This is a genomic window from Halorubrum lipolyticum DSM 21995 (assembly GCF_000337375.1).
Taxonomy (GTDB): Archaea; Halobacteriota; Halobacteria; order Halobacteriales; family Haloferacaceae; genus Halorubrum; species Halorubrum lipolyticum.
The window spans coordinates 74,851-100,721 of sequence record NZ_AOJG01000001.1 but is presented as its reverse complement, the minus strand read 5'-3'; the positions used below and the strand labels follow the sequence as shown (position 1 = coordinate 100,721).

The 25,871-nt window shown below is 61.0% G+C and carries 27 protein-coding genes; 11 read left to right on the top strand and 16 right to left on the bottom strand.

Annotated features, from left to right (window positions below):
* Positions 1–48 precede the first annotated feature (48 nt).
* From C469_RS00520 to C469_RS00510, 3 genes are all read left to right on the top strand, one after another.
* Positions 49–393 (top strand): DUF5802 family protein, encoded by a 345-nt coding sequence (locus tag C469_RS00520; protein ID WP_008002861.1) that lies wholly within the window; start codon positions 49–51, stop codon positions 391–393.
* Between the two features lie 416 nt (positions 394–809).
* Complete coding sequence (locus C469_RS00515; RefSeq protein WP_008002859.1) at positions 810–1,721, top strand: Vms1/Ankzf1 family peptidyl-tRNA hydrolase; 912 nt, start codon at positions 810–812, stop codon at positions 1,719–1,721.
* Positions 1,722–1,942: 221 nt separating this feature from the next.
* Positions 1,943–4,084, top strand: coding sequence for a hypothetical protein (locus C469_RS00510; protein WP_008002858.1), 2,142 nt, complete (start codon positions 1,943–1,945; stop codon positions 4,082–4,084).
* Positions 4,085–4,104: 20 nt separating this feature from the next.
* Here the strand turns inward: C469_RS00510 and C469_RS00505 are convergent, their stop codons facing one another.
* Genes C469_RS00505 through C469_RS00495 form a run of 3 tightly spaced genes read right to left on the bottom strand, consistent with a single transcriptional unit; the run spans position 4,105 to position 5,887 of the window.
* Positions 4,105–4,533: a rhodanese-like domain-containing protein gene (locus C469_RS00505; RefSeq protein WP_008002856.1), complete on the bottom strand. Its 429-nt coding sequence runs from the start codon at positions 4,531–4,533 to the stop codon at positions 4,105–4,107.
* Positions 4,533–4,859 carry a cupin domain-containing protein gene (locus C469_RS00500; RefSeq protein ID WP_008002854.1) on the bottom strand — a complete coding sequence of 109 codons (327 nt, stop codon included), beginning with the start codon at positions 4,857–4,859 and terminating at the stop codon, positions 4,533–4,535. Before C469_RS00500 ends, C469_RS00505 begins: the two co-directional genes overlap by 1 nt.
* A 41-nt stretch (positions 4,860–4,900) precedes the next feature.
* Positions 4,901–5,887 carry an alpha/beta fold hydrolase gene (locus C469_RS00495; protein ID WP_008002851.1) on the bottom strand — a complete coding sequence of 329 codons (987 nt, stop codon included), beginning with the start codon at positions 5,885–5,887 and terminating at the stop codon, positions 4,901–4,903.
* A 275-nt stretch (positions 5,888–6,162) separates the two neighbouring features.
* Here C469_RS00495 and C469_RS00490 point away from each other — a divergent pair, with 275 nt between their 5' ends.
* Entirely contained in the window at positions 6,163–7,653 is a 1,491-nt protein-coding gene (locus tag C469_RS00490) for a sulfatase (protein ID WP_008002849.1), read from the top strand.
* Entirely contained in the window at positions 7,653–8,075 is a 423-nt protein-coding gene (locus C469_RS00485; protein WP_008002847.1) for a GtrA family protein, read from the top strand. The genes C469_RS00490 and C469_RS00485 overlap by 1 nt, the downstream gene beginning before the upstream one ends.
* 42 nt (positions 8,076–8,117) lie before the next feature.
* Here C469_RS00485 and C469_RS00480 read toward each other — a convergent pair whose 3' ends face one another.
* Positions 8,118–8,819 (bottom strand): TVP38/TMEM64 family protein, encoded by a 702-nt coding sequence (locus tag C469_RS00480; protein ID WP_008002846.1) that lies wholly within the window; start codon positions 8,817–8,819, stop codon positions 8,118–8,120.
* Between the two features lie 302 nt (positions 8,820–9,121).
* On the opposite strand from C469_RS00480, the gene C469_RS00475 reads away from it, so the two are divergent.
* A complete protein-coding gene (locus C469_RS00475) occupies positions 9,122–10,114 on the top strand; it encodes a phosphoribosyltransferase family protein (protein WP_008002844.1) in 993 nt (330 codons plus the stop codon).
* Positions 10,115–10,376: 262 nt separating this feature from the next.
* Here C469_RS00475 and C469_RS16565 read toward each other — a convergent pair whose 3' ends face one another.
* The 9 genes from C469_RS16565 to C469_RS00445 form a co-directional block, all read right to left on the bottom strand.
* Entirely contained in the window at positions 10,377–10,745 is a 369-nt protein-coding gene (locus C469_RS16565; RefSeq protein ID WP_147587212.1) for a hypothetical protein, read from the bottom strand.
* A 358-nt stretch (positions 10,746–11,103) separates the two neighbouring features.
* Complete coding sequence (locus tag C469_RS00470) at positions 11,104–11,400, bottom strand: DUF3006 family protein (RefSeq protein ID WP_008002843.1); 297 nt, start codon at positions 11,398–11,400, stop codon at positions 11,104–11,106.
* Entirely contained in the window at positions 11,397–12,854 is a 1,458-nt protein-coding gene (locus tag C469_RS00465; protein ID WP_187127434.1) for a lamin tail domain-containing protein, read from the bottom strand. Before C469_RS00465 ends, C469_RS00470 begins: the two co-directional genes overlap by 4 nt.
* 310 nt (positions 12,855–13,164) lie before the next feature.
* Complete coding sequence (locus tag C469_RS00460) at positions 13,165–14,253, bottom strand: tyrosine-type recombinase/integrase (protein ID WP_008002837.1); 1,089 nt, start codon at positions 14,251–14,253, stop codon at positions 13,165–13,167.
* Positions 14,250–14,378 (bottom strand): hypothetical protein, encoded by a 129-nt coding sequence (locus C469_RS17595; RefSeq protein WP_261797445.1) that lies wholly within the window; start codon positions 14,376–14,378, stop codon positions 14,250–14,252. Before C469_RS17595 ends, C469_RS00460 begins: the two co-directional genes overlap by 4 nt.
* Entirely contained in the window at positions 14,375–14,536 is a 162-nt protein-coding gene (locus C469_RS16980) for a hypothetical protein (RefSeq protein ID WP_160163053.1), read from the bottom strand. The genes C469_RS17595 and C469_RS16980 overlap by 4 nt, the downstream gene beginning before the upstream one ends.
* Positions 14,533–14,799: a hypothetical protein gene (locus tag C469_RS00455; protein WP_008002836.1), complete on the bottom strand. Its 267-nt coding sequence runs from the start codon at positions 14,797–14,799 to the stop codon at positions 14,533–14,535. The genes C469_RS16980 and C469_RS00455 overlap by 4 nt, the downstream gene beginning before the upstream one ends.
* A complete protein-coding gene (locus C469_RS00450) occupies positions 14,796–15,101 on the bottom strand; it encodes a helix-turn-helix transcriptional regulator (protein WP_008002835.1) in 306 nt (101 codons plus the stop codon). The genes C469_RS00455 and C469_RS00450 overlap by 4 nt, the downstream gene beginning before the upstream one ends.
* A complete protein-coding gene (locus C469_RS00445) occupies positions 15,098–15,337 on the bottom strand; it encodes a hypothetical protein (protein ID WP_008002834.1) in 240 nt (79 codons plus the stop codon). The genes C469_RS00450 and C469_RS00445 overlap by 4 nt, the downstream gene beginning before the upstream one ends.
* Positions 15,338–15,712: 375 nt before the next feature.
* Between C469_RS00445 and C469_RS00440 the strand changes: the two genes are divergently transcribed.
* Together C469_RS00440 and C469_RS00435 are read left to right on the top strand one after the other, a co-directional pair.
* Entirely contained in the window at positions 15,713–16,045 is a 333-nt protein-coding gene (locus tag C469_RS00440) for a hypothetical protein (protein WP_008002833.1), read from the top strand.
* Between the two features lie 21 nt (positions 16,046–16,066).
* Positions 16,067–16,381, top strand: coding sequence for a repressor phrH2 (locus C469_RS00435; protein ID WP_147587211.1), 315 nt, complete (start codon positions 16,067–16,069; stop codon positions 16,379–16,381).
* Between the two features lie 39 nt (positions 16,382–16,420).
* Here C469_RS00435 and C469_RS16135 read toward each other — a convergent pair whose 3' ends face one another.
* The gene (locus C469_RS16135; protein ID WP_008002830.1) at positions 16,421–18,457 is read right to left on the bottom strand and encodes a KAP family P-loop NTPase fold protein; all 2,037 of its coding nucleotides are present in this window, start codon (positions 18,455–18,457) and stop codon (positions 16,421–16,423) included.
* Positions 18,458–18,555: 98 nt separating this feature from the next.
* Here C469_RS16135 and C469_RS16130 point away from each other — a divergent pair, with 98 nt between their 5' ends.
* Entirely contained in the window at positions 18,556–21,033 is a 2,478-nt protein-coding gene (locus C469_RS16130; protein ID WP_147587210.1) for an ATP-binding protein, read from the top strand.
* A 259-nt stretch (positions 21,034–21,292) separates the two neighbouring features.
* Complete coding sequence (locus tag C469_RS00430; protein WP_082230075.1) at positions 21,293–23,623, top strand: HsdM family class I SAM-dependent methyltransferase; 2,331 nt, start codon at positions 21,293–21,295, stop codon at positions 23,621–23,623.
* Positions 23,624–23,634: 11 nt separating this feature from the next.
* Here the strand turns inward: C469_RS00430 and C469_RS00425 are convergent, their stop codons facing one another.
* Positions 23,635–24,243 carry a hypothetical protein gene (locus tag C469_RS00425; protein ID WP_008002824.1) on the bottom strand — a complete coding sequence of 203 codons (609 nt, stop codon included), beginning with the start codon at positions 24,241–24,243 and terminating at the stop codon, positions 23,635–23,637.
* A gap of 155 nt (positions 24,244–24,398) precedes the next feature.
* Between C469_RS00425 and C469_RS00420 the strand changes: the two genes are divergently transcribed.
* Complete coding sequence (locus C469_RS00420) at positions 24,399–25,280, top strand: HNH endonuclease (RefSeq protein WP_008002822.1); 882 nt, start codon at positions 24,399–24,401, stop codon at positions 25,278–25,280.
* A 38-nt stretch (positions 25,281–25,318) separates the two neighbouring features.
* Here C469_RS00420 and C469_RS00415 read toward each other — a convergent pair whose 3' ends face one another.
* Positions 25,319–25,846 carry a hypothetical protein gene (locus C469_RS00415; RefSeq protein WP_008002820.1) on the bottom strand — a complete coding sequence of 176 codons (528 nt, stop codon included), beginning with the start codon at positions 25,844–25,846 and terminating at the stop codon, positions 25,319–25,321.
* Positions 25,847–25,871: the final 25 nt, after the last annotated feature.

The following is a 25,871-nucleotide window of genomic DNA, read 5'->3' as shown; positions in this document are numbered from 1 at the left end:
TCCGAGAAACACTTATACCTAGTCGTGACAGAGAGTAACACGCACAGCATGTTCGAGCGATTCTCAAGCGGCTACTACCTGGGGGAACTGTACGTGGAACCCCACGACGGCGAGCGCGCCGTCATCCAGCGGGTCGACCACGAGCACGTCAACGAGCAGCTATACGCCGACGGCGAGGGGGTCGAGCGACTCGACGCCCCCCTCGTGATGAAGGTGGGCGGCGGCCACATTCCGGTCGGCGGCGACGACGACGTGCCGAGCGGGACGCTCGCGATCCCTCAGGAGATCGCGGACGAGACCCTCCCGGACCGACGCAACGTGTTGCTGGCGGACGCCGATCGGGCAGAGACGCTGTTGCGCTGGGAGGGCTGGGAGCCGCACGTGAACGCGTGATACTGCGATTTTGGCTCTGTTACCCCGAGTCGCACCGTGATCTTCTCCGCCGCCCCAGCCAATCGCTTATAAATCGATGACAGTGGATCGGCGGTGAACACCTCCAAAGCCCCAGCCGGGAGGACGAAGCACGGTGACGTAAGCACTGGAAGGAGCGAGCGGAGCGAGCGACTGAAGCGCGCAACGAGCCGCGCGAGTCCTTCCGGCTGCCCCTTTGAGTCCCACCCACCTGCGACCGCAACCGCACCTCACGCCTCCCCAACCTCGTCGGCGCACAGTGCCGGCGACCTCGCGCGGCGCTGTTCGCGCCCAAAGGGCGCTCACAGGCGCGCGCCACCGCCCGTCATTTATAAGTGAATCTGTTAGGAAGCGGCTACAGACGCACCTTTTAGGTCGCCGGGGGTCGCCGTTCGGGTATGATCGACAGGCTGCTCGGGCGCGCCGGGCTGAAAGAGCGGATCGAGGAGCTGGAGGAGGAGAAGCGCCACCTCGAACGCCGCGCCGAGGCCGAGGAGGAGCGCCGGTCCGACGCCGTCGCCGACCGCCAGCGCGCCGAGGAGCGCGTCAACGAGCTCGAACACCGGATCGAGTCGCTGGAGGAGCGCCTCGACCGCGCCCGGGGGACGGAGGAATCGGTCGAGTTCCGCCGCGTCAGCGACGCCCGCGGCCCGCGGCTGGCCGACGCGCTCGGCCGCTTCCGGGCGGTCGAGAGCGCCGACCCCGAAGGGCTCCTCACCGCGTTCGTCCCCGACGGCGACGCGGTCCCGTCGAGCGTCGCGGAGTGGTTCGGCGACCGGAGCCGACTCGTCCGACGGGCCGCCCCCGCGGTCGTCGTCGCCGACGACACCGGGGCGGTAAGCGCGGCGCTAACGCCCCCGATCGAGCCGGCGCCGTTCGACCGATGGAGCGACGAGTTCCGGCTCGACGACGCGTGGTTCCGCCCCACCGGGCGGTTCGCCTTCGCGCTCGTCCGGTCGGACGTCTTCGCGCTCGGCGTCTACGAGGGCGACGAGCGGGTCGACTTCGAGGGGTTCACCTCGGACGTGAAGGAGGCCCACTCGAAGGGCGGCTTCTCGCAGGGACGCTTCGAACGCCGACGCGAGGGCCAGATCGACGACCATCTTAAAAAGGCGACCGCGGCGCTGGCCGGGCTCGCCGACCGGGACGCCCCGGTCGACCGGACGATAGCCGTCGGCGAGCGCGGCGTGCTCGGCGAGGTCCGGAAACACGCCGACGTCACCGACGTCTCCGACGCGACCGGGAAGCCGCAAGAGGCGCTCGACGACGCCTTCCGCGACTTCTGGACGACGCGGATCCGCGCGATCTGAGACGCGGGGTCGCAGAGGGGATTCGCGTCGGAAACGGTGACTTTCAAGCAGTGTATAACTAACCCCTCGCTTCGAGACCCGTCACACGGAGGGACCCGTCACACGCTCCCTCCCCCCTCATTCTCCGTTCGGCGTCGCATCCGCGGCGGTCCCGACGGCGGCCGGTTCGTGTCAACGCGTCCACGGACAGCCCTAAACCCGGGGCGAGCGGTACGATACCCATGAGCCGAACCGAGCCGTTCTCCGGGGTCCGAGCCGCCGTCGTCGCGTTCTCGCTCATCGCGCTCCTTCTCGTCTCCCTCACCGCGGTCGGGAGCGCTTCGGTAGCCACCGGCGAGGCGGCGCCCGTCGTCGAGTCGTTCTCGGGGAGCGCCGACGCGGAGCCGGCGGCACAGGCCGCCGGAGACGACGCGGACGTGATCCGGCTGCGAAACGAGCTGTCCCGGACCGACGAGCGCGGGACGGTCGGGGTCACGACGCGGGCGGAGCTCCCCGACCGAGTCACGGAGCTCAACCTGACCCTGCTCAGCGCCGGCGACGACGCAGACATCGAGGCCGACGGGTTCACGCGGGTCGGCGGCTCCGGGACCGCCGGGTCGGTCTGGAAGTGGGACGGCCAGACCGCCGAGCCCTCGCTCACCTACGGGATCGACGCGAACGACACGGTCGAAGGGGAGGGGCCGCTGGCGACCGACGGTACCTACCGCTTCGTCGACGCGGGCGAGTGGGCGCTCGTCCGGACGCCCCGCGTCCGCGCCGGGTGGTCCTACACCGGGCAGTACGAGGGGCAGGTCCGACTCGACCGCGAGACGGTCGTCGCGGGCGAGGGCGTCGCGTCGCAGTCGATGGCGTTCCTCGGTCCGCACGAGGAGACCGTCCGCGAGGTCGCGGGCCAGCGGTTCCGGCTGATCGTCCCCGACGCCGCGGACCCGGTCGCGTCCCCCGACGAGGTGTTCGGGGTCTTCGCCGAGGCGTCGACGGCGCTGCAGGTCGGGGCCCGCGACGGGGAAGTGGTCGCGTTCGCGGCCCCCACGGGCGAGGTGTCGTGGGCCGTCCGCGGGCTCCAGTCCGGCGACGCCGACCTGTGGGTCCGGGACTCGGAGCCCGCCGGGACGGCCGCCGACGTCTGGACCCACGAGTACGTCCACACCCGGCAAGCGTACCGCACCGAGGCGAGCGGCCGGTGGATCACGGAGGCGAGCGCGACCCACTACGCCGCGCTGTTCGCGCTCGACCGCGGCGCCGCCGACTTCGACGAGTTCGAGGCCACGTTAGCCCGCGGCGAGCGCGAGCCCGACGCCTCGGCGGTGCTCTCCGACCCGGACACGTGGGAGCGACGCCCCGACTACACGAAGGGAGCGCTCGTCGCCGGCGAGATCGACCGCCGACTCCGGACCGAGACTGACGGCGCCGCGTCGCTCGCGACGGTCGTCCGCGATCTCAACGAGGCCGGTGAACCGGTGTCCAACGAGGACATCCTCGACGCGATCGAGGCGGCGGCCGCCGAGGGCGCCGACGACGCGACCGCGGCCGAGATCCGCGCCGAGGCCGAGCGCCTGACGACGACGCGGGCGACCGCCGAGACGTGGGACCGGGACGCCCACGCGGCGGCGTTCGGCGAGACCCCCGCGCAGGTCGGATACGGGCTCGCGGACGACGGGATCCGGGCGACCGGCGAGTACCGGAACCGGACCGTCGCCCGCGATCCGGTCGAGCTGGTCGGCGGCGAGTCGCTCGAAGCGGCGGTCGTCGCGTCCAACACGGGCGGCGCGTCGGGGGGATACGACCTGTCGCTCTCGGTCGACGGCGAGTCGGTCGCGAACCGGTCGGGAACGCTCGCCGCCGGCGAGGAGACGGTCGAGCGCTTCGAGCACCGCTTCGACGCCGCCGGGGAGTACGAGGTCCGGATCGGCAGCGAGCGCCTGACTGTCTCCGTCACCGAGCCCGCGCGGCCGAGCGTCCGCGGCGTCTCGACCGACCGCGACCGCGCGTCCGCCGGCGAGCCGGTCGTCGCGACCGCGACCGTCGGTAACGACGCGAGCGTGCCCGCGGGCGGGGAGATCGAGTTCCGCGTGGACGGCGAGGCGGTCGCGACCGCCCCGGTGCGGTTGGACGCCGGCGAAGAGGCGACGGTCGCTCGCGATATCACCGTCGACGGCGACGGGGGGTCGCTCGGCGTCGGCTCCGAGAACGTGACCGTGAGCGTCGTCGGCCCGGTCGACGAGGCGTCGACGACGGTGGCCGTCGAGGGCGGCGGTCCGGTCTCGGTCGACGGCGCGCCCGGGTTCGGGCCGGCGGTCGCCCTCGTCTCGGTGGTCGTCGCCGGCGCGACCCTCGCCCGGCGCGGTCGACCGGGAGAGTAGCCGGGCGGGGAGATGAGCGTTTAAAAAGGCGCGTCGGGTCCCTCGTCGGCGATCTCGCCCGGATCCGCTCCGCCGTCGGCTCCGCCGGCCGCCGTCGGGACCAACTCGCCGGTCCCGCGTCCCCACCCCTCGATGCCGCCTCGGAGGCTTTCGACGCGAGCGTCTCGCGTGCCCGCGTAGCTCCCGATCAGCTGGGCCGCCTGTTTGCTGGCGACTCCGTGGGGACAGACGGTGACGATCCGCTCGGCGCCCTCGAGCTCCGCGACCCGGGTCGTCAGCTCCGGGAAGGGGATACACTCGCTGCCCGGGACGTGGCCGCGGTCGAAGGCGCGCCGGTCGCGGATGTCGACGATCCGGAGGGCGTTATCCGCCGGTTTCCCGCCGTCCGGGTCGGTCTCGGCGTCGTCGAGCAGCGCCGCCAGCTCGTCGGGGTCGATCTCGCCGTCCATCAGGGGAGCGGGCAGAGGCTGGCGGTGAGCACGGCGCGCTCGTCGGTGTCGTTGCGGGCGCCGTGGACGGTCCCGCGCTCGTTCAGGACGACGGCGGGGGCCGCGAGCGACTCCTCCTCGTCCCCGCGGATCACGGTGGGCTCCCCCTCGAGGACGTGGAAGACGTTGGTGGCGTCGCCGTGCTCGTGCGGGTCGACGGTCGCGCCCGGGCCGAGCGCGAACGCCTTGACGAGCACGTCGTCGGTGACGGCCAGCTCCGCCGTCTCGACCTCCCCGGCGTCGGGCGCGAGGTCGTCGACGGCGTCGGCGTATCGATCGAGCGTCATACCGTCTCGTCGCGGTCGTCGATATAAAAGCGTTTGGCGGGCTACTCCCGCGCGCCCGGCGGGAGCGGGTCGGCGTGGTCGGCGATCGCCTCGGCGACGCGGTGCGGCTCCTCGTGGACGACCCAGTGGGTCGCCGCGTCGAGGGTGAGGAGCCGGCCGTCGGCGCAGCGCTCGACGCTCTCGCCGGCCAGCCGCCTGGAGAGGAACCGGTCTTTCGCGCCCCAGATCACGAGCGTCGGGACCTCGACCGTCTCCGTCGCCGGGGTCGGACGGTCGCGGACGATCGCCCGGTACCAGTTCACCATCGCCTCGAACGCGCCCTCGCGGTTCCACGCCCGGCGGTAGCGCCTGAAGTCCTCGTCGCCGAACGTCCCCGGATCGCTGGAGTCTCGGAGCCCCCGCACGGCGAGGCGCCAGTTCCCGGCGCTGGCGACCGCCTCGGGGAGCTTCGGGAGCTGGAACGCGAGCACGTACCAGCTCTTGAGCCGCTGGTCCCACGAGGTCCGGAGGGCGCGCTCGAAGACGGTCGGGTGCGGCACGTTGACCGCGACGAACTCCGAGACCCGGTCGGCGTGGTGGAGCGCGAGCCACCACCCCACCGCGGCGCCCCAGTCGTGGCCCGCGACGGCGGCGGTCTCGCGGTCGTACGCGTCGATCAACCCGACCACGTCCCGCGCCAGCGCGTCGATCCGGTAGTCGCGCACGGCGGGCGGCTTCTCGGAGCAGTTGTAGCCGCGCTGGTCGGGGACGACGACGCGGTAGCCCGCGTTGGCGAGCGGCGCGATCGCCTCGTGCCAGCCGTACCAGAACTCCGGGAAGCCGTGGAGTAAGACCAGGAGCTTCCCGTCTTCGGGCCCGGCCTCGACGACGTGGAGCCGAACGTCGCCGGTGTCGACCGCCCGCGACTCGCCGGGCACCTCCTCGGGAATCTCGTCCGGCGGCACGGCCTCGTCGAGCGCCTCGACCCCGAGGCGTCGGGGGGCGGCCGGCTCTCCCTCGCGGCTCGCTTCGGTCGGCGCGTCGCTCATACGTGACGCTCGGGTCGCGAGCGTCAAATAGCTACGTTCCGTCGGACGGGGCCGTCCCGTCTCCCGTTGCCTCCGCGATCGAAATCCTCAAGCCGCTGGCAGACCGCTGTCGGGTATACTAGTGATCCTGACGTTCGGCCCGACGAGCCGGTGGGCCCTCACCGGGCCCTCGACTCGACGGAGACCCGCGCCCCGGTTCGTTCGGGCGGGGGCTCCGACACGACCGGTCGGGCCGGGCCGCGGTTCGGCGACGTCAGAAACCGCTTTCGCATAATATGGCCTCGGACACGTCGAACTCGGACGCAACTGCATCGACCTCAGACGGAACGGTATCCAACGTCCTCCTCGTCACGATCGACTCGCTTCGAGCGGACGCGATCGGTCCCTACGACGACGACCGGCACTCGCCGGTGCTCTCGGAGCTGGCCGCCGACGGGACCGTCTTCGACCGGTCGTTCGCGACCGGCAACTGGACCCCCTTCTCGTTCCCCGCTATCCTCGCCTCCGAGCCCGTCTTCACCCGGAACGGCGACATCGGCGTGAAGGGCGCTCGCACGCTCGCGTCGGTGCTCTCCGAGGACGGCATCGCGACCGGCGGCTTCAACGCCGCGAACGGCTTTCTCACCTCCCACTGGGGGTACCCCGAGGGGTTCGACGAGTTCGAGCCGTTCGTCACGAGCGTGGGATCGAGCCGCTACAGCCGGTACCTCGCGGCCCATCCGACGGTCGAGGCGTGGATCCAGCTCGCCACGTCGCCGTTCCGCCGTCTCGGCTCCAAGCTCCGGGGAACGGGCGACGATCGGCCCTTCCTCGACGCCTCGCGGATGTTCGACGTCGAGGACGCCGCCACCGACTTCGTCGACGACACCGACGAGCCGTTCTTCCTGTGGGTCCACTACATGGACACCCACACCCCGTACGTCCCCGCGCCGCGGTACATCCGCGAGGTGTCCGACGGGCTGGTCGGCACTCACCGGATGCTCCACGCCCACACCCGAACGAGCCTCGGCTGGGAGGTCGGCGAGCGGACCCTCAACGAGCTCCGGACGCTGTATCAGGCGACGGTGCGACAGGTCGACGCCAGCGTCGGGCGACTGCTCGATACGCTCGAGGCGGCCGGGATCGCCGACGAGACCGCGATCGTCGTCGCCGGCGACCACGGCGAGGAGTTCCAGGAGCACGGCCACCTCGCGCACTACCCGAAGCTGTACGACGAGCTGATCCGGGTGCCGCTCATCGTGAACGTCCCCGGCGAGGACGGCGGCCGTCGCGTGTCAGAGCACGTCGGGCTCGACGCGATCCCCCCGACCGTCGCCGACCTGCTCGGCGTCGAGTCGCCCCCGGAGTGGCGCGGCGAGTCCCTCGCGCCCGCGGTCGGCGACGGCGAGTCGCCCGACCAGGAGCCCGTCGTCTCGGTCACCGTTCGGGGCGAAGAGGTGACCGAACAGCCGATCCCGCGGTCGCTGTCCGACGGCGACCTCCTCGTGAGCGTCCGCGACGACGAGTGGACGTACATCGAGAACGCGGACACGGACGAGACGGAGCTGTACCACCGGCCGTCGGACCCGACCCAGCAGGAGGACCTCTCGGCGGACCCGTCGGACGAGGCACTCGCGGTCGTCGAGCGGTTCGCGCCGATCGCCGCCGATCACGTCGCGGAGCTCCGCGACAGACAGGCCGACGCGGAGGCGGCCGGCGACGACGGAGCGGGGGACGAGGTCGACGAAGACCTCGAGGCCCGCCTCGAAGCGCTCGGCTACCGGTGATGATACGCGCCGTTCTCAGGAACCTCACGAGCGGGCCGATCGCGGTGCAGATGCGTCGGTTCGTCGTCGTCGGCGCGATAACCGCGGGCATTCAGATGGGACTACTCTGGCTGTTCGTCGACCTGGCCGAGTTGAACTACCTGATCGGCGCGACGGTCGCGATCGAGATCACGATCGTCCTCTCGTACGTGTTCAACAACGCGTGGACGTTCGAAGCGAGTCAGAACACCGGGACGATCGAGTACCTCGGCGGGCTGCTCAAGACGAACCTCGTCCGCGGAACGGCGATCCCGATCCAGCTCGGCGTCCTCTACGCGCTCGTGGAGTGGGCGAGCGTCATGTATCTCGCCGCTAACGCGGTCGCCATCTTTCTCAGCGGGCTCTACCGGTTCGTCCTCGACTCGCAGTGGACGTGGGGATGACCCGGCGGCGGTCGCGTGCGACGCCGAGGCGCGACCCGCTATTTAAAAGGGGAGCCGCGGCTCGATGCGAGCGACGAGGTCCCTGACCGCCTCCTGTTTGTAGTAGCCGACCACGGGGGCGAGGACGACGAGGAGGATGAGCGCGATTCCGGAGAGGAACCGCCCGCTCGCCAGTTCGCCGCCGGCGTACACGGTGAACACGTACGCCGGCAGCCGGCCGACGCTGATCACGGCGATAAACGTCGGGAGCTTCCACTTCGTCAGACCGCTTAAAAAGCAGATCGCGTCGTCCGGGAGCCCCGGGATGATCACGAACGCGAACAGTCCCGGGATCCCGACCGTGTCGACGAAGCCGTCGAACCGCGCGATCACGTCCTCGTGGATCACGTCCTCGACGAACGAGCGACCGTACCGCTTCGCGAGCGAGAACGCGATCGCGCTCCCGATCAGGACGCCCGTGAGGCTGTATATCGTGCCCCAGAACGGGCCGAAGAGGTAGCCCGCGACGAGCGCGACGACCTGTCCGGGGATCGGGGCGACGATGACCTGGAGGGCCTGAATGGCGACGAACACGAGCGGGGCGAGGACGCCGAACTGCCGGAGCCACGCCCGCAGGGCCTCGACGTCCATGATGAACGCGGCGTACTCTCGGACGAAGAGGTAGAGGCCGGCGAACGCGACCGCGACGGCGACGAGCGCGAGGATCCCTCGCCGGCGGTCCGACGCCGAGGCGAAGAGTCTCATTCGTGTTACACCCGGCAAGCAGCGGACTTGAACCTTGCCAAAGTCGCAGTCGCGGTCGCGGATATCGTCATCGGCCTTTCTGGTCGCTCGCGACCGGCGTGCCGCGCGTCACGGCGAGCGTCGCGACCGCCGTCGGGATCGCAATCGTCGGGCCGGTATCGACGGCCCCGCGAGGGATTGCCTTGGTCGCCGCTTCGAACGCGGATCCGTACTAGTGGGGGCTCTAACCCCGTTTCAACGGCTCCCTGACGCGGCGGTTACCGCCCGCATAATAATACTCCATTCCGAACTATCTCGGTCACATGAATTACAAATCCGTCGAGGACCTGAACGCGGACGCCCGTCGTCTCGCAGCGAGCCTCCCGCGCGATATCGATCTGGTGGCCGGAATCCCTCGAAGCGGACTGTTAGCCGCGAATCTCCTGTGTCTCCACCTCGACGTTCCGATGGTCGATATCGACGGGCTCTGTGAGGGACGGCTGTTCGACACCGGGTCCAGATTCGACCGCCGCGACTCGCTCGACGAGTTCGATTCGGTGCTCGTCGTCGACGACTCCGTGTTGACGGGCGGACAGATGACGGAGACTCGCGACCGGCTCGCGCAGCGCGATCTCCCGTTCGACATCACGTACGGCGCGGTGTACATCTCTCCGGAGGGACACCGACACGTCGACTACTGGGGCGAGGTCGTGCGCACGCCGCGGATCTTCGAGTGGAACATTCTCCACCACACGAGACTCTCGGACTTCTGCGTGGACATCGACGGCGTTCTCTGTCGCGACCCGACGCCCGCAGAGAACGACGACGGCGACGACTACCGCGAGTTCCTCACGACGGTCGAACCGAACTTCGTCCCGAAGCAACGCATCGGGTGTCTGGTGACGTCGAGGCTGGAGCGGTACCGCCCCGAGACGGAGCGCTGGCTGGCCGAGAACGGGTTCCGGTACGACCGGCTCGTCATGATGGACGTCCCTGACATGGAGACCCGGCGGAAGCTGGGCAACTACGGTCAGTACAAGGCGGACGTGTACGAGTCGACCGACGCCGACCTGTTCATCGAAAGCGACCCGAAACAGGCGGCGGAGATCCGTCGCCGAACGAACCGGCCGGTGTTCTGCTACGAGACGAACGAGATGCTGAATCCGGGGATCGTCGGGCGGTCGCAACGGCGCGTTACCGAGGGCGCGTCCGCGATCAGAGCGGAGCCCGTGATGGGTCCGGCACGAGCCGCCTATCAGTTCTCTCGCCGGTGTTACCACCGGTTGTTGCGGTCGAAGCGAGCGAGGAACCGCTGAGGCGCGCGCGAACGGCCGTGCGATTTAAAGAGCTCCGTCGGCGTCGATTCGGAGACGCTGGCTCGTCAGCATCAGCGACCCTATTTAAGCCAGTAATAGATCGTTTCGCCGCAGTCGATACACGCTGATTCATAATTATTGCTCCGAGACACACCGGTTGGACTGCCTGTTGACGATATCTTCTTGATATCGTCGTCTTTGGAGTTCACGGTGATGTTTGCGATTCCGCCGCAGTTGGGACAAGCAGCTTTTTTAATAGGCATTATTCTCTGTAGCCGGACACGTACGATTCGATGTAATTCTCGACGTAACCATCTTCATCACTCGGCGAGGTGTCACTTGAGCCCGACTCTGAATCGGAGAGGAATTCTTCAGTAGCACTATCTAGATTTTCAGACAATTCTACGGGTTCATCCTGAAGATCGGTCATTTTCCGTCTGTTCAACTCTTCGGAAATCATGTTATGATTCACCGGTGAGGTCATTGCTGCCTGTTCTTGCGCTCGGCGGAGAACCTGGTCAGAAGCCAGTTTTAGGTCCTCTGGATGGATCAAATTGTGACTATGATCCTGCAACTCAAACGGAGCGTTCTGTCCTAGCGGATCGACCGGATCATAGGGATCGAAATCCATGAGAAATCCAAGATTGCCAATGTATAAAATATACAACCACGATTACATTAGATATAGCAATTTATTTTTCTCTAATTCAGACTAATTTTAATTGTGTGCGTTTCCTGCGTGTTAACGCGACTCGTGCCACAGTTGTGGTTTCGATACGTTCTATGCGGGCTATTTGTTATGGCGTGCTGGTACGACGATTCGATGTTGAGCGGATGCCTCCGTAGACGAGCCAGCAGGCCCTGACTTACGTCGATCAGTTTCAGGCGCGAGAGGGTTCTCCGTCGGCCTCGAGCGTATGGATTTCGAGTTCGACGGCTTGCAGTCGGAAGAGGTCGACGCAGAGACCGGACCGCGATGCGCGCCGCCGCTACGCGTCCTCGTCGGACGGCGGTCGCTTCGAGAGCCGGTCGAACCGGTCCTGTGCCGCCTCGGCTCGGGTCGCCGTCTCCTCGGGCTCGTAGGAGGCGGCCTCGATGCGCCCGCCGCTGAGCATCACCGAGAGGACGGCGTCGGCGTGCCGCGCGTCCGACGGGAGCCGTGCGGCCTCCAGCACCGCGTTCCCGACCTCCTCGCCGTCGCGTTCGAAGAACACGGTCGCGAGCCCGTCTTCGACGGCGTCGACGACCGCGGTGTACTCGCCGTCCGGGAGTTCGATATCGGTCACTCGTAGCTCACCTCGAGGACGCGTTCACCGTCGTCCGTCGTAAGTATAACCGTGTCGCCGTCGTTGTTCCAGACCGGCGAGCCCGACCCCCAGTACAGCTCGGTGTCGGTGTCCGCGCCGCTTCCGCTCCGAAGCGTCACCGTCGCGCCCGCGTCGAGCGTGAACCCGTCCGGGAACTCGTAGCTCCGGGCCGCCTCGTCCTCGACGGTCCACCCGGACAGGTCGATCGGCTCGTCGCCCGTGTTCTCGAAGACGACGTACTCGTCGGTGAGGTTCTCGCGGTCGTCGCCCTCGGCGTCCGCGTTGATCGCGGCGACCTCCAGCGCCGCGCCCGGATCGGTCGCCGTCGTCTCGTCCCCCTCGTCGGTGTCGTCCGTCCCGTCGCCGTCGGCCGCGGAATCGCCGCCGTCGCCGGCGGTCTCGCCGCCGACCGGATCGCCGCCGAGTCGAGCGCGTTCGACGGGGTCGCCGCCCGCACCCGGTTCGACCGGCTCGCCCTCGCGGAGCGCGAGCGGGTCCGTGGGCGCCTCGCGTTGCGTCCGGACGGAGACGCCGCTCCCGTCGCTGGCGAGCACGATATCGCCGTGCGTCGCGGTCCAATACGTCGGGATCGATCGGTTCGACAGCCGCCGGAGGACCTCGTCGTGCGGGTGGCCGTACTGCGAGTCGTACGCGCTCGATACGACGACCGCCCGCGGCCGCACCGCGTCGAGGAACGGCTCGCTCGACGAGCTCGACGAGCCGTGGTGGCCAGCCTTCAGCACGGTCGACTCCAGATCCCCGCCGTACGCGTCGATCAGGTACTCCTCTTGGTCGTCTTCCGCGTCGCCCGACAGCATGAAGCTCGTCTCGCCGTGCGTGAGCTTGAGCACGATGCTGTTCTCGTTTCGCGCCTCGTTCTCGAGGTACGGTTCGGGCGGTCCGAGCACGTCGACGTCGACGTCGCCGAACGAGATCGCGTCGCCCTCCCGCGTCTCGTACAGCGTCACGTCGTGTTCCTCGACGGCGTCGAGGTACTCGTCGTAGGTCTGCGTGCTCGCGGCGATGCCCGGATCATATATCGCGCCGATTCCGCCCGCGTCCGTCTCGTAGTGGTCGATGATCGCCGCGTTGCCGCCGATGTGATCCGCGTCGTTGTGCGAGGTGACGAGGTGATCGATCCGAGTGACGTCGTGCCGCCGGAGGTACTCCAACACGTGCTCGCCGTCGTCGTTGTAGTGGCCCGTGTCGACGAGCATCGTCTCCCCCTCCGGACCGACGACGAGCGTACTGACCGACTGGCCGACGTTGATGTAGTGGACCTCGACGGTGCCGTTCGCCGTGTCGACCGTCGATTCGTCGGTCGTGTCCGGGTCCGTCGAACCCTGATCACCGGGGACCGCGCCCGCACAGCCCGCGAGGAAGATGATTCCCACTATCAGGAGGATCCGTAACTCACCTCCCGTTCGTTTCATATTCTATTGGTATTCTACACAGATAAAGAGATGCGGGTCCGGTAACGCACTCCGTTCGAGCAGCTCGTGACCGCGTCGTCGAGCCGTTCTCCGTCTTGCGATCGCACGATAGAGCACTCTCACGGACTGAATAGATCGAAATGCGGGAGAAGTGGGCCGGCACGATGTACATCTATCCGTGTTCGTAACCGGCTCGCACTGTTCTCCTCCGTCGTTTCGCTCAGTTGCGTTCATGCTCTGANTGGGCCGGCACGATGTACATCTATCCGTGTTCGTAACCGGCTCGCACTGTTCTCCTCCGTCGTTTCGCTCAGTTGCGTTCATGCTCTGAATCTCCGTTTTTCGTCAGCTGATCGACGTAGTCCTGCCGCTGTTCCATCCGGTCTCGGTAGCGCCGCCACCGGTCCTCCTGCGAGGCCCAGTCGTAGTGGTTCTCGATCGTCTTCACCGTCGCGTCGACCCGCTCCGCGACGACCTCCGGCGGGATCCCCTGGTTCAATTGCCACGTGATCGACCCCGTCCGTATCGGATGGGGAGACCTCGACGACGGACACTTGCTCAGGTGAGCGTACTGCGTCCACTCGCAGTTGTCCGGGTCCTTGTCGTGCGGGCAGCCTCCGGCGACGCACGGCTGCGTGGCGCCGTAGCTCCACACCCGGACGGTGTTCTCCGTCGGCCGCCCCTTCGCGCTCGCTATGAGCGGCTTGCGGCCGTGATCGTCCCGCGTGTCGAAGCGGTTCTCCCGGACGTACTCGGTGACGACGCGAGCCACCTCGTCGGGGATCCCGACCGGTCGCTCGCCGCGCCGGTTGTTCTTCAGCGGGGTGTCCGTGTCCGGTCGGTGTCGGAACTCCACCCAGCTCTGCTCGCCCTCGTCGACGCGGGCGTTCAGGTCGCGCACGTCGAGCGCCCGGAGCCCGCTCTGGCGCGCGCCGGTGAACCACGCGAGCTCGAGGAAGGCGTGGGCGCGGCTGGCGCGGTCGTCGTCCGACGAGCGGTAGTACTCGATCAGGCGCATCGCCGCCGGCGTCGAGAGCTGCGTCTCGTCGGCGCGGTCCTCCGGGTTGATGTCCGGGATCCGCACGGAGTCCGAGAGACCCTCCTCGACCGCGTCGATCTGCTCGAGGTACTCAGCGAACATCCGCAGCGTCCACATCTCGCCTTCGAGCGTCGCCGGCGCGACGTTCGCGCTGCGGAGCTCGTAGTACTCGTCGATGTCGTAGCCGCGGAGCTCGTCGACGCTGTCGAGGCCGATGCCGTCGCACCACTCGACGAAGAGCTTCAGTCGGTACTTCCACGACTTCACCGACGCCTCCGTGGCGTCGGCGCGGCGGCGGCGGAGATACCGCTGTGCGGCCGCGCGGACCGACAGCTCTCCGGGCGCCTGCCGCCTCGTCATGGCCCGCGCTCCGTCGAGAGCATCCCGTCCGACGGGCTTCCGCCGCAGTCCGGACAGGTCGCCCCGTTCACGAACCGGTTGACGAGCCGGTCGCAGGTGCGACAGTGCCACAGCCGACCGGTCACGCGACGACCACCCCGGTGCGGAACTCGGTGCCCGAGATCCCGGCCTGCCGGCGCGCCATGTCGATCGCCGCTGCGTCCGTCGCGAGGGGACCGACCTCGACCGTCTCGACGCGGCGCCCCTCCGACCAGCGCAACTCGACCATGACGGCTCGGGTCACGGATTCGGCTCCGGGGCGTCGAGCTCGTCGTAGTCGAGATCGCGGAGCGCGTCGACGACCCAGCCCGCGTCACCCGGCAGATTCCGGGCGAGCCGGTGGACATCGTAGTCCGTGACGACCGCGCCGGGCGTCATCACCGCGTAGAGCAGTTGCGGGGAGTGGTAGCCCGCGGGCTCCAGCTCCGGATCGTCGTCGGGGTCGAGGCGCTCGACGCCGACTGTGTAGCCGGTCACCTCGCCGTCCGCGATGCGGGTGAACCTCATTCGTCACCTCCCGCCTGCCACGCTTTGCGGGCTTCGAGGGCGCGGCGGGCCGACTCGGTGAGGCGGTACTCGTTGGTGCGCTTGTCGCGCGCCTGCTTGGCGACGAGGTCGCGATCGACGATCTTGTCGAGGTTCTGGTAGAGGCGGCTGTGGTTGAGTTCCTCGCCGTAGTATTCGGCGAGTTCCGCCTTCAGCGAGAGTCCCTTGCGGGCGTCGTCGTGGGAGAGCGCCCAGAGGAGATCGCGCTGGAAGGCGGTGAGATCGGCGAGGGTGTCGGCCTCGGCGGCAGAGCTCGCGCTCATTCGCCGTCCTCCTCCTCGATCGGGCGGAAGTTCTGCTGCACCATTCCCGGAACCGGGAGGTGGCCGTCGCGCTCGTAGCCGGTGTCTTCGAGCACGTCATCGATCTCGTCGACATCCTGATCGTCGGCGTCGGCGTTGAACACGAAGTGGCCGCGGCCGCTGTCGAGCTGCACGAGGCTGTCGGGGTCGGCGTCGGGCAGCGACTCGACGGCCTCGCGGAGGTCGTCGTCCGTCATTCTTCCTCCGCGCAGTCGCGACAGACGGCGACGCCGCGCTCAGCGTCGAAGCCGTCAGCCGGCGCTGGGCAGAACGCGCAGCCGCCGTCGGTGTTTTCGCTCGGTTCGTCGGTCGTCGCGCAGGGCTTAAGCCCCGCAGTTGCCATCATCAGCATGGTTCTGTGGTCTCAGCACAGAACCCGACCCGGTCGGGTGTTCCAGCACCGCGGCCGGGATTCCTACACTTTCTCACTAGCCGAGGGTTCGTCACTCGGGCTCCGTGAGCATTACTCTATGCTGAAAGCATTTATAATTGCTGGATAGTCTTCATACTGCTACTATCAATATGAGTTGCTATCCGGTCATAATACAGCGGAGGGCAACTAGACGCCTTTTATGAGACATTCCGGAGACTGGATGACCCTTGTCGATGACAGGGTTCTCGAATATTTATCTGAACACGAATCTGGTTCCCCTGCAGAAATGAAGCGTGAGGGACCAATCAACTACTCTCGACAGTACATTGACAAACGTTGTAAACGGCTAACTGAGGAGGGTCTAACCAAACATTTCGGTAATGGAGTCTACGTCATCACAGATGACGGAGAGGCCTATCTAGACGGTCGTCTCGACACCCAGGAGTGGCGCTACATCGACGAAGACGCCGGCGATGTCACCGCCACCGACAGCGGTGACGTTCCTGGAGAGTCCAACGGGGGCGCAACCTGAATGCGGTCTTTACCCTTTTGGATGGTCCAGCTCGACGATCGCATCCTCGAACATCTCGCCGAGGAGGGTGACGCCGACGCTTGGGAGATCGGCTTCGACCTCACTGGTACCGTGAGTCCCAGCCGTGTCACTGAGCGCTGTAAGGTGTTACTCGACGCCGAGCTCGTCGATCGACACGAACGAGAAGTCGTCGACGGCCGCTTCGAGACCTACTGGTCGATCACTACATGGGGCGAGCAGTTCCTCGCCGGCGATGTCGACCCGAGTCTCGACGTCCCCGTGCCGAGCCCGCGGCCGAGTTACGCGACGAGGCCGAGTTGGTGGGCAGGTTTTTAGGAATGACTCCTATTTGATTCGATAGCATGTCTGGAATCATTAGAATCCATGTACGTAGTCATTTCGCGCTGCAGTAGCTTCCTTACGCCAATTTTCCCACTCTGACTGGTTCTGTACCAAGCTATCGATTCTATTTGAAAGGATATCTGCCAGTTCGCCTTCTGAACTTACTGCTATGGAATTCTTACAGGGTAGGCTGTTAGCAATATTTTCAATTTCTTCGATAGATAGCAGATTGTCTCTCTCTAGCACAATAATCAAGCTACTATCTGGCACAGACTCTACTATTTCCTTGAATGCTGGTTGTGTGGCAATTTGTTCTTCGACAATCCAAATAGGGCCATGGAAAGCTCTAGAGAGAACAGATTTTTCATTCGAATTGATATCATAGTAATCAGGTAGGATATCGATCTCAACCTCAGAATAATCTCTCATTATTTGTGCGAAAATATTCTCCAACTGTCCACGGTTCTGGTTACTAGAAAATATGGAGATGTCTATCTTTCTAGCTATTGAATTATCGGTGCTGTCGCTTTTTGTGGGGCGGTCAGCCCTCGGAGAGATCTTCAATAACGTCCCAATCTGTTTGTTACGAATGTCATACCTGCTATCATCATTTTGGTATGTTAGCAACTCTAGTAACTCTCGGTCATTTGCCCATCGCTCAAGGTCAGCTGGAGCTACCTTATTATCATTACTTGCAACTTCGATAAGAGTATCAAGAGCATCTATATCATTATAGATTTTTGTGATGAGTTGCGGCCACTGAATACTTATAATAACAAACTTCGCTAATTGAAAGAGCGTGATTGTATCTGGGACATCTTCCACATCATTTATTACTAACACATCCTCTGTGTGAGCCAGAATTGCTCTCAATTGAAAGAGGTTACCAAACCGTTTTACCTGACGTGGATTGCCTTGCAGTGCAGGTGCGGCCATGTTGAAAATCTCATTAAGATTACCTTCTAGTTCTGATTCAATATCGTTCCACTGCTTAGTCATATGAGATTCGTCAATACTCTCCCTATTATTTACACTTCGAATGAGATTCTCAATATCTTCTTCCTTGGGTTCTGGCACGAGGAATGGAATCTGAATGAACTTCTCTAAATATTGGTAACCGTAATCTAGGTCACCATTTGCTTGGTTTTGATCAAGGTACGATAGAACCTCAGAATGTTTTGCTGCCACACCCGCAGCGACCCGTTCTCGATCTAGACCCATTATAAATACCATCTGATCATCATCGGAGAGAAGCAGATTGATGGCCTCCATCAGATCAGCAGCACGGGGAACAGAACATCTGTCAAGATCGTCAATAAAAACGAATACTCGCTCGCCCTCTTCGAGGTAAATATCTAGTATATCTGAGAAGTCCTGCTGAAATTCAGTAATGAATTCACTCTTTTTATTGTAGTTAGGATCCGCAGCATATGCAACTAGGTTTTTTTCTATTGAAGATCCCACTCCGATTCCAAGTCTGTTAATAAATTCGAGGTACCCGACAACAACAGCAATAAATCCACCAGTTCCGAATGTATAGTTGATAATTCCCATCGGTCCATCAGATAGATTCAGGTAGCTGAATGTCAACTCCCAACCGAAATGGACCCACAGAGCAGTAAAAACTAGCAGCGGGGTAGCTAGGGAAATACCGACAGCGACTGATTTTGTTCTTTCCCACCAGGTTGTATTTGAAATATAACGCCTCCATGCAAGTTGTAAACTAAATTTGGCTCTCTCACAGAGATTAGCATCTTGCTTCAGAGCCCTCACCAATTGGAGCGCAAATGTAGCCCACACCGCTTCTTTGTCTTCATGTCGCCAAGGATTGAACCTAACACTTGTATACTCATCTCCCAGTGATTCCTCAAGTAGATTCAAGAAAGTAGTTTTTCCACTTCCCCAATCACCCTCTATTGAGATCGTTAGCGGAGGTTTTGTCTGGCCTGATGTAATGAACTCTTTGACAGCTATAACATACGGCTCAAACCCTAGGTAATCTTCGTAAGATGATGTGTCACTATTTAATCCAAATTTGGGGAAAGAGTCGTCATCACTGTCATCACTCATTATTTCTACGTATCTAATCAAACTCTATAATTCATTCGCACATCACTTGTCGAAGAGTGGAAGCAACATTCAAGTTGATAACCACTTTCTACTGGATCATGGCTGACACGGACCGAGAACCTACGGGCGAGATCGAGGAAGCTGCCCAAGAGGTCCATACCGATGTTGAAGATATAAATATAGACATTAACTTTCGAATTATCGATCAGTTCTCCTCACAACTCTACGATAATCCTCGCAGAGCGATTGAAGAATTAGTGTGTAATAGTTATGATGCAGGTGCAGAAGAATGTTATATTTCTACTCCGACAGACTCCTCTGACCGGTTGTTTGTTCTCGACAATGGTGAATCGATGGATATGGAGGGCATCAAGTGGCTTTGGAGGGTTGCCGAAAGTCGAAAAGCTGGGACCCACAGCAGGGAAGAACACAATAGACAACAAATAGGAAAATTCGGAGTTGGCAAATTAGCTGCTTTCGCTCTTGGAGAACGACTAACATATTTAGCCACAAAAAACGGGAAAACAAGGGTAATTTCGGTCGATCAAAACGAGTTGAAGGATCAAACTGCATCCGATGCCCCTCGTTTTCCTGTGTATGAAATGGACAGTTCGGAGGCAGAGGAGACCTTTGGACATCTCTTTGACGAAGTTCAGAACCCATGGGAAGAGGGATGGGAGACCTGGACACTAGCACTAGTTGAGGATATTCCTCCAGAACACACGGGAAACGAATTGATGCCGTGGCTGTTGAAACGGATGATAAATTCGTCAATCCCGGTTTCCTCACGATTCAAAGTCTCTCTTAACGGTGAAGAAATCACTAAGAAGGAACGAGATGATGACCCCATCGTTGAGACCAATGTTGAGGATCAGGATACACTAGAAAATATTCAAAACAAACTCCGTAGTTATTGGCAAGAGAACAGCCCGGAATACGACTCAAAGGAGGATGTCCCAGAATCGAAGTACGTGTGTAGAGTCATTAAGTTCAGAAACCCGACTGACACAACCGAAACGATTACTGGAATTGATGTTCCTGGGCTGGGTCCTGTTTCAGGTCACGCAGAAATCTACGAATCGAAGCTGAACACTAAAAGTCAGAGTGACCGCGGCTTCGACGATCATGGATTCAAGATTCGTGTGAGAGGCAAGCTGCTAAATCGCCATAATCCAAAGTGGGATATCGACGAGATTGGATATAAATGGTGGAAGCAGTTTATCGCCGAGTTGGAGATTCCCGGCCTTGACGAAACACTACTTGTTCAGCGTGACTCCACTAAGAGAGACCGCAGAGAGCCGGAAATTGCGAGAGCGGTCGCACACGCAGTGTACAACAGCGCTCGTAGAGAACGAGATAAACTAGAATCGATCGACAGTGGTAGTTCGGAGGCGGACTATGATCCTAAGCCTATCGTTCAACGGGTTAACTCAAAGAGCCCAGGACAAACTTATGAGGCCATCTCGGGACTTTCGCGAGGCGATGATAGGGTCGACCCTGATTCAGTAGAAGTGGTACAGAGAACTCAGGGGAACTCAGATTATCCGTTCGAGTTTGACAGTGAAGACGGAGAAATTGCGATCAACGAGGAGCACCCCCTATTCAAACTCTTTGTTGAGCAGGAGGATATCGGGCCGAATGTCACAGACACCTTCAAAGAGATCTACGTCGGTAACCTGCTACTACTTGGATATTTGCACTTCAATCTTGAAGAAAGTGAAGTTATTGATGAGGCTGAGGAATTCCTCGACTATGCGCTTCGTAGTGCCGCCGACAATTTCAGACCTCAATCGGATTATCTTATGTCTGAAATTGAGGCGGCAGCGATTGACAAAAACCGGTCCCTCGTTAACGCCGTCGCAGACACGTTCCAACACCTACGATTTGGCGATGTAAATCGAGCTAAGGGAGGCGAAGAGAGGTACGTGAAGATACCACTTTCAAACGAGGACGCTCCTAGAATACAGATCAAAACAATCGGTACAAAGGGGAAAGTCAGGATAGAAGACAATCTGGACAGTTTAGAGCCAGATAACGGGTATGACCGTACCTTCTGTGTAGCTCAAGAGTACGGTGAAGACGCAACTGAAAGAGAGGATATTCTCGAAAACACGCCTGATAATGTTTCATTAGCAACAATTGAAGGGATACTCAAAATCATAGAATGCCATCTTGAGCGCAGATTTACTTATTCACAAACTCTGGATCTCCTGAGTTATCCTGAAAATCCGACTGAAATGCCAGCTCACGTTGAAGAGGTTTGGAGTAGAACACCCGAAGAGCAACTGATCAAGAAGGTATTATTCAAAGCACACGACATCCAAGAGGGAGGCACAACACCCTCGATCGGTGCTTACACTGTTCTTGATGGGTTTGAAGAATATGAGCGTTCAGACATCCAAGAGACAGTTGAAGCCCTCTCTACATTAACCAGCCGTGTAAATATCGATAGCAATAACGATGAGTTCTATCTTAATTCCCCACCAGATGATATCTTAGAAGAATTGAGCAATATCACAGGAATTGATGGATTACAGAGTTCGAATCATGCATTATCTGATTTCCAGGGAAATTAGTCTATTTGGGCCTGTTTAGACGTTTCTGCTGGGCAAATCGGAGTTATTCCCCTCTAGGATCAGTATCGAGATCTTCACATACTACTCTATTTTGCTAATAAATTAGCTGGGACAAGAATTTATTGTGTCTTAGCAACGATAGATGTAAATCGGCTATCTGGGCACACACCGACTTTATCCAGTACCAAAAAATCCATTTACAAGTACTTGTAATCGTTACCTGTGATGGTATGGTGGGCTTCGGAGACTGGTTGTTAACATGAGTAGATACGCCCTATCAGATATCCTGTCTACTGTTGCATTCGACGGTTTAGAGGAGACAGTAGATATCCGTGAACAGCACGAATGTAGTCACAAGACCGTCCTTAACAAGCTTCATGACCTCAACAAACTCGGTGTTCTTTCCAAAACAAAAGTGGGCAACGCATACCTTTGGTCTCTTTCTGATAAAGAGCTGTTACCAATAAAACCGGAGGAGTCACCGTCAGCTGAGGTTTCTAGACTGCTGAGTGAGCTGCTCAAAAATATCAGTGAGAAACTTGAGCAATCTATTGACGACATCCCGCCGCAAATTGAGCAGTGGGTTTCTGATCGCGGTGTTCCAGATACCCTCTCCACTACGGAATATGCGTTTCGAATAGCCGTTTTCCGTCGATATCTACGGGGAACGCTCTACTCGCTACACCAGCCAGAACATCCGTCACTTGAGCCTCTTGCTCCTACAGATGACTGGAAACAAGCCTTCCAAAGAGCAGATGAGCAAACCGATGCAACTGCATTCGAATCCTCTGTTGTAGATCAGCTCATCCCACAAAAGACAGAAAGCATCGATGAACTGTTGCTGGCACTCCGTCATCCGATCGCCCACGTCGACGACCCAGCAACTCTCTTGGCCGAGGTCTATGAAACTCTGACTCCCCAAGCCGCACGGCGCGATCTCGGTCAATTCGCGACGCCCTCGTTCGTTAGCACGTTCATGGCATCATGGGCCGTTCAGAGGGGCGAAGATACGATCATGGACCCCGGAATTGGGGCGGGCCCACTCGCTTCTCATGCCCTCTCTAGGAAGATCGAACTCGGTGCCACCAATCCGCTTGCGGATATCACTGGCATCGACATCGATGAAGTGGCAATAGCTATGGCGTCGGTCTCCCTGAAGCTCGTCGACGGAGCTGGGAAGAGTAATCTCATCCAGAGCGACTTCATACAGCATAGCCCCCGGAGCTTCGAGCGGGAGGGTATCCAAACGGAAGCGTATGATGCCGTGATAGCTAATCCTCCCTACTCACGACATCAGGCGCTCGACTCCCAGATGAAGGAGGATCTCGAGCAGATCATCGCTCGTGAGAGCACGTACGATTTCTCACAGCGAACGCCACTGTATGGATACTTCCTCGTTCACGCCGCCCAGTTCCTCAGATCGGGAGGTCGGATCGCTGCGATCGTCCCCTCGAAGTTCCTTGATACCGAGTTCGGTCGGGACTTGAAGCGGTATCTCCTAAATGAATTCACGATTCACGGAATCGTGCAGTTTGGGGACGAGATCGATGTGTTCGAGGGTATTAGAACACGCCCTAGTGTACTCTTACTAGAGAAAGGTACAGCGCCAGAGTCTCACCAAACGCGATTTATGAGAGTATCTTCGTGGGCTGGTAATTTCGATGCTGAAACGCTTCTAGACACGGATCCCGAGGAGATCACTGGTGTCTCAGGATCGACGGTAATCGCTCAACGGCTGCTGTCCCCAGCAGAGCGCTGGTCGTACTACCTCGACGAGACCGATGTCCGAGATTTCCCCGAACTCACTGAGTTTGATGAGATCGCAACTCCTCACCGGGGTATTGCAACGGGCGACAACGATTATTTTTGTCTCACGCAGGACGTGGTAGAAGAGTACGATATCCCCGAGCGGTACCGTGTGAAAATAATCAGAAGCGCTCACGGGCTTGATTTGGTCAATTTGACCGAGGAGAACTGGGAATCGTGGCGAGATGATGGTGAGTCGGTATGGTTGCTCTATTGCTTGGACTCGGGTGCGGCAATAGAGAAGGACGATCTCGAGAGCGATGGGCTCCGCAGATATCTCAGCGAAGGCGAGGACTCCGAAACAGTCGATCGATACATCGTCTCAAATCGGAGTACGTGGTACCGTGTCGAGCCACAGGAGCCCGCTCCGATCCTCGGGAAGTACATGAATAGAACAGGGTTCCTGTTCATGCGAAACGATGCAGAACTCCGGACCCTGAATAATATCCATGCGATCTACTTGGATTTCGACGAAGATGACGACGAATACGAGATGTACCGAGATGCACTATTGGCCTATCTCAACAGCACAGTTATGGAGCGAGTTCTGAGCAAAGAGAGTCACAACTACAGCGGCTTGCAAAAGCTCGAAATCAGTCAGCTAAATGGGGCACCTGTACTAGATCCTCGTGAAATTGATCCGGAGAAGCGAACTCGGTTAGCGAATCTATTTAATGATCTCCGAAGGTCTCGTCAGTCCGGAAATGATGGACACACGTTCATTGAGCAGATCGATCAGGAACTGAAGCCTCTCCTTGAACTAGACGAGCGGAAATCGACGTAGATCATCAAAGTTCACGATTTGATCTCCCACGTGATCGCCGCCCCTTGCGCCTGCACCGGATGCTGCAGGCCGTCGAACTCCGCAACCCCACACACGTCGACATCGATATCGAACCAGTACTCGATATCGCGAGCCGTCTTGTCGGCCAACCGCTCCGCCGTAAACTGTTCGGGGAGATTCGCGACGGTTCTCGGGTCGTCATCCGACCGCTTGTAGAACAGCCCGAGCAGTCCCCCGTCGCGATCGAACCCTGACTCGCGCAGCTTCTGGGCGTCACTCAGCAGCGTGTGCTCGTGAAACGGACTGAACACGCGCATCGGCATCGAATCCTCCGGATCGCCGTTCGCCCGCCAGTAGCGGAGCAGCTTGCACTCGACCGGGATCCCGTCCGGGAGAACGAGATCGCAACTCTCGGCGCTATCCGGATACGGGACCTCCAACCGCGTGTCTTCATACACCGAGCTGTGTCGCTGTAGCTCGTCGACGAGCAGTTCCACCTGCCGGGGCTCGTCCTCCGAACCGATCCCGTCTCCGTACTGTCCCTCGGTGTTTCGATCAACAGTCGGGATGACGGTCGCGATGTCGTCTGCCAGCCGTGTCAGCGCGTTCTCGCTGGTCATTACGAGAGTCGTTTGTCACCTCCAAGATAATTATTGCCGATGCGTGATCAGCACAAGAGATACTGCCAGGGATAGGCAGTGAGCTACGTCACGAAAGAATTCTGTCTCGATAAAGTAGTAAGTAAATTAAGGAGTTGTTGAGATGGGGTGAGCACATGCCCTCGGCATCGAAACTCGACCCTCTCAGCAACGACGACCTCGACGACGATCTCGACTTCACACCGGGTCAGCGGTACGATCGAAAAGCCCTCCACGATATCTACGGTGGACAGCGCTACCGCGGGATCGCCACGCCCGCCGAGTATTCGGCCGTGTTCCTCTTCACCGGTGATTCGGGCGAGACGTACGGCTACGAAGACGAGTTCCTCGACGACGGGACCTTCCTCTACACCGGTGAGGGAACCGAAGGCGACATGACGATGAACGAGGGCAACGCGGCAATCAACTCCCACAAGCAGACCGGGACGTCGCTCCACCTGTTCGAGAACACCGACGAAGCGTGGGTCGTCACCTACGTCGGCGAGTTCGAACGCACCGGCGTTCGGGAGGCCCGACTCAAAGACAAAAACGACGAGTACCGCGACGCGTTCCGGTTCGAGCTTGAGCCGGTGGGCGGCGAAGAGGTCGAACTCGACGACACCGACGGGGACGATCTCCAGTCCCTCTACGAACGCGCGAAAGCGAGCAGCCCGCAGTCCGATTCCGGCGGTAGCTCCGGCGGCAGCTCTGGCGGCTCATCGACGTCGACGCGGAATAGGTACTCACGGTCGCAAGCCGTTCGAGACTACGCACTGGCGCACGCTGACGGCGTCTGCCAGGGTTGCGAGGAAGACGCACCGTTCATCACCAAGAGCGGCGACCCGTACCTCGAAGTTCACCACCTCTATCGGCGAGCTGACGGCGGCGCTGACGACCCCGAGAATGTGATCGCGCTCTGTGCGAACTGCCACCGGCGTGTTCACGAGGGCGAAGACGGGGACGCGTTCAATGAAGAGCTGATACAGAAGGCGGAGCAGCGAAAATCCCCCTCCAACTGAGTGAAAATTGCTACCGTGATTCTTCGGGTTTGACCAGCTCAGTACCCGATCAACAACGTCTCGAAGGGTAACTCGATCCGTCCCGAGGCGTAGACGGTGTCGACAACGTCGTTGCACTTGGCGTAGGCGTTGCTCTCACCGCTGCTATACCGGTAGACGTTCGGAACCACGAGCACCAGCGTATCAACCTGGACCATCACCGCCGCCTGAATCAGGTCGCGATACAGCGCGTTCCCTAACACGGCTCTCGACGCCTCCACCTCTAGCCCGTACCGCTCGCCCTCGTGATACCCGTCGACCTCGTACTGGAGGTCCGGCTCGCCGTTTTCGCCGAACAGTACTGGTCGGAAGATCTTCTCGTCCTTCGATTTTCCTTCCTCGATCTCGAACCCGATCGCCTCCATGTCGTCGCGAACGACGTCGAGCACGTCGTCGCTTTTGAGCCCGTTGTCGCTCTCGACGGTCGAGATCGCGTCCTCATTCGCCTGGAAAGCCGTGACGACCTCCTCGACGAAGTCTGGTGGAGCGCGAGTCCGCGGGTAGTAGCAGTACCGAATGTCGGACATGACTCCGCCCTTGTCGGCCAAATGT

Coding starts and splice junctions, on each gene's coding strand:
- C469_RS00425 (WP_008002824.1), bottom strand. CDS start 24,243: ATGACCAGCGAGAACGCGCTGACACGGCTGGCAGACGACATCGCGACC.
- C469_RS00460 (WP_008002837.1), bottom strand. CDS start 14,253: ATGACGAGGCGGCAGGCGCCCGGAGAGCTGTCGGTCCGCGCGGCCGCA.
- C469_RS00510 (WP_008002858.1), top strand. CDS start 1,943: ATGAGCCGAACCGAGCCGTTCTCCGGGGTCCGAGCCGCCGTCGTCGCG.
- C469_RS00495 (WP_008002851.1), bottom strand. CDS start 5,887: ATGAGCGACGCGCCGACCGAAGCGAGCCGCGAGGGAGAGCCGGCCGCC.
- C469_RS00480 (WP_008002846.1), bottom strand. CDS start 8,819: ATGAGACTCTTCGCCTCGGCGTCGGACCGCCGGCGAGGGATCCTCGCG.
- C469_RS00475 (WP_008002844.1), top strand. CDS start 9,122: ATGAATTACAAATCCGTCGAGGACCTGAACGCGGACGCCCGTCGTCTC.
- C469_RS00420 (WP_008002822.1), top strand. CDS start 24,399: ATGCCCTCGGCATCGAAACTCGACCCTCTCAGCAACGACGACCTCGAC.
- C469_RS16565 (WP_147587212.1), bottom strand. CDS start 10,745: ATGGATTTCGATCCCTATGATCCGGTCGATCCGCTAGGACAGAACGCT.
- C469_RS00450 (WP_008002835.1), bottom strand. CDS start 15,101: ATGAGCGCGAGCTCTGCCGCCGAGGCCGACACCCTCGCCGATCTCACC.
- C469_RS00515 (WP_008002859.1), top strand. CDS start 810: ATGATCGACAGGCTGCTCGGGCGCGCCGGGCTGAAAGAGCGGATCGAG.
- C469_RS00465 (WP_187127434.1), bottom strand. CDS start 12,854: ATGAAACGAACGGGAGGTGAGTTACGGATCCTCCTGATAGTGGGAATC.
- C469_RS00505 (WP_008002856.1), bottom strand. CDS start 4,533: ATGGACGGCGAGATCGACCCCGACGAGCTGGCGGCGCTGCTCGACGAC.
- C469_RS00485 (WP_008002847.1), top strand. CDS start 7,653: ATGATACGCGCCGTTCTCAGGAACCTCACGAGCGGGCCGATCGCGGTG.
- C469_RS00500 (WP_008002854.1), bottom strand. CDS start 4,859: ATGACGCTCGATCGATACGCCGACGCCGTCGACGACCTCGCGCCCGAC.
- C469_RS00435 (WP_147587211.1), top strand. CDS start 16,067: ATGGTCCAGCTCGACGATCGCATCCTCGAACATCTCGCCGAGGAGGGT.
- C469_RS00455 (WP_008002836.1), bottom strand. CDS start 14,799: ATGAGGTTCACCCGCATCGCGGACGGCGAGGTGACCGGCTACACAGTC.
- C469_RS16130 (WP_147587210.1), top strand. CDS start 18,556: ATGGCTGACACGGACCGAGAACCTACGGGCGAGATCGAGGAAGCTGCC.
- C469_RS00520 (WP_008002861.1), top strand. CDS start 49: ATGTTCGAGCGATTCTCAAGCGGCTACTACCTGGGGGAACTGTACGTG.
- C469_RS00490 (WP_008002849.1), top strand. CDS start 6,163: ATGGCCTCGGACACGTCGAACTCGGACGCAACTGCATCGACCTCAGAC.
- C469_RS00430 (WP_082230075.1), top strand. CDS start 21,293: ATGAGTAGATACGCCCTATCAGATATCCTGTCTACTGTTGCATTCGAC.
- C469_RS00415 (WP_008002820.1), bottom strand. CDS start 25,846: ATGTCCGACATTCGGTACTGCTACTACCCGCGGACTCGCGCTCCACCA.
- C469_RS00440 (WP_008002833.1), top strand. CDS start 15,713: ATGAGACATTCCGGAGACTGGATGACCCTTGTCGATGACAGGGTTCTC.
- C469_RS00445 (WP_008002834.1), bottom strand. CDS start 15,337: ATGACGGACGACGACCTCCGCGAGGCCGTCGAGTCGCTGCCCGACGCC.
- C469_RS16135 (WP_008002830.1), bottom strand. CDS start 18,457: ATGAGTGATGACAGTGATGACGACTCTTTCCCCAAATTTGGATTAAAT.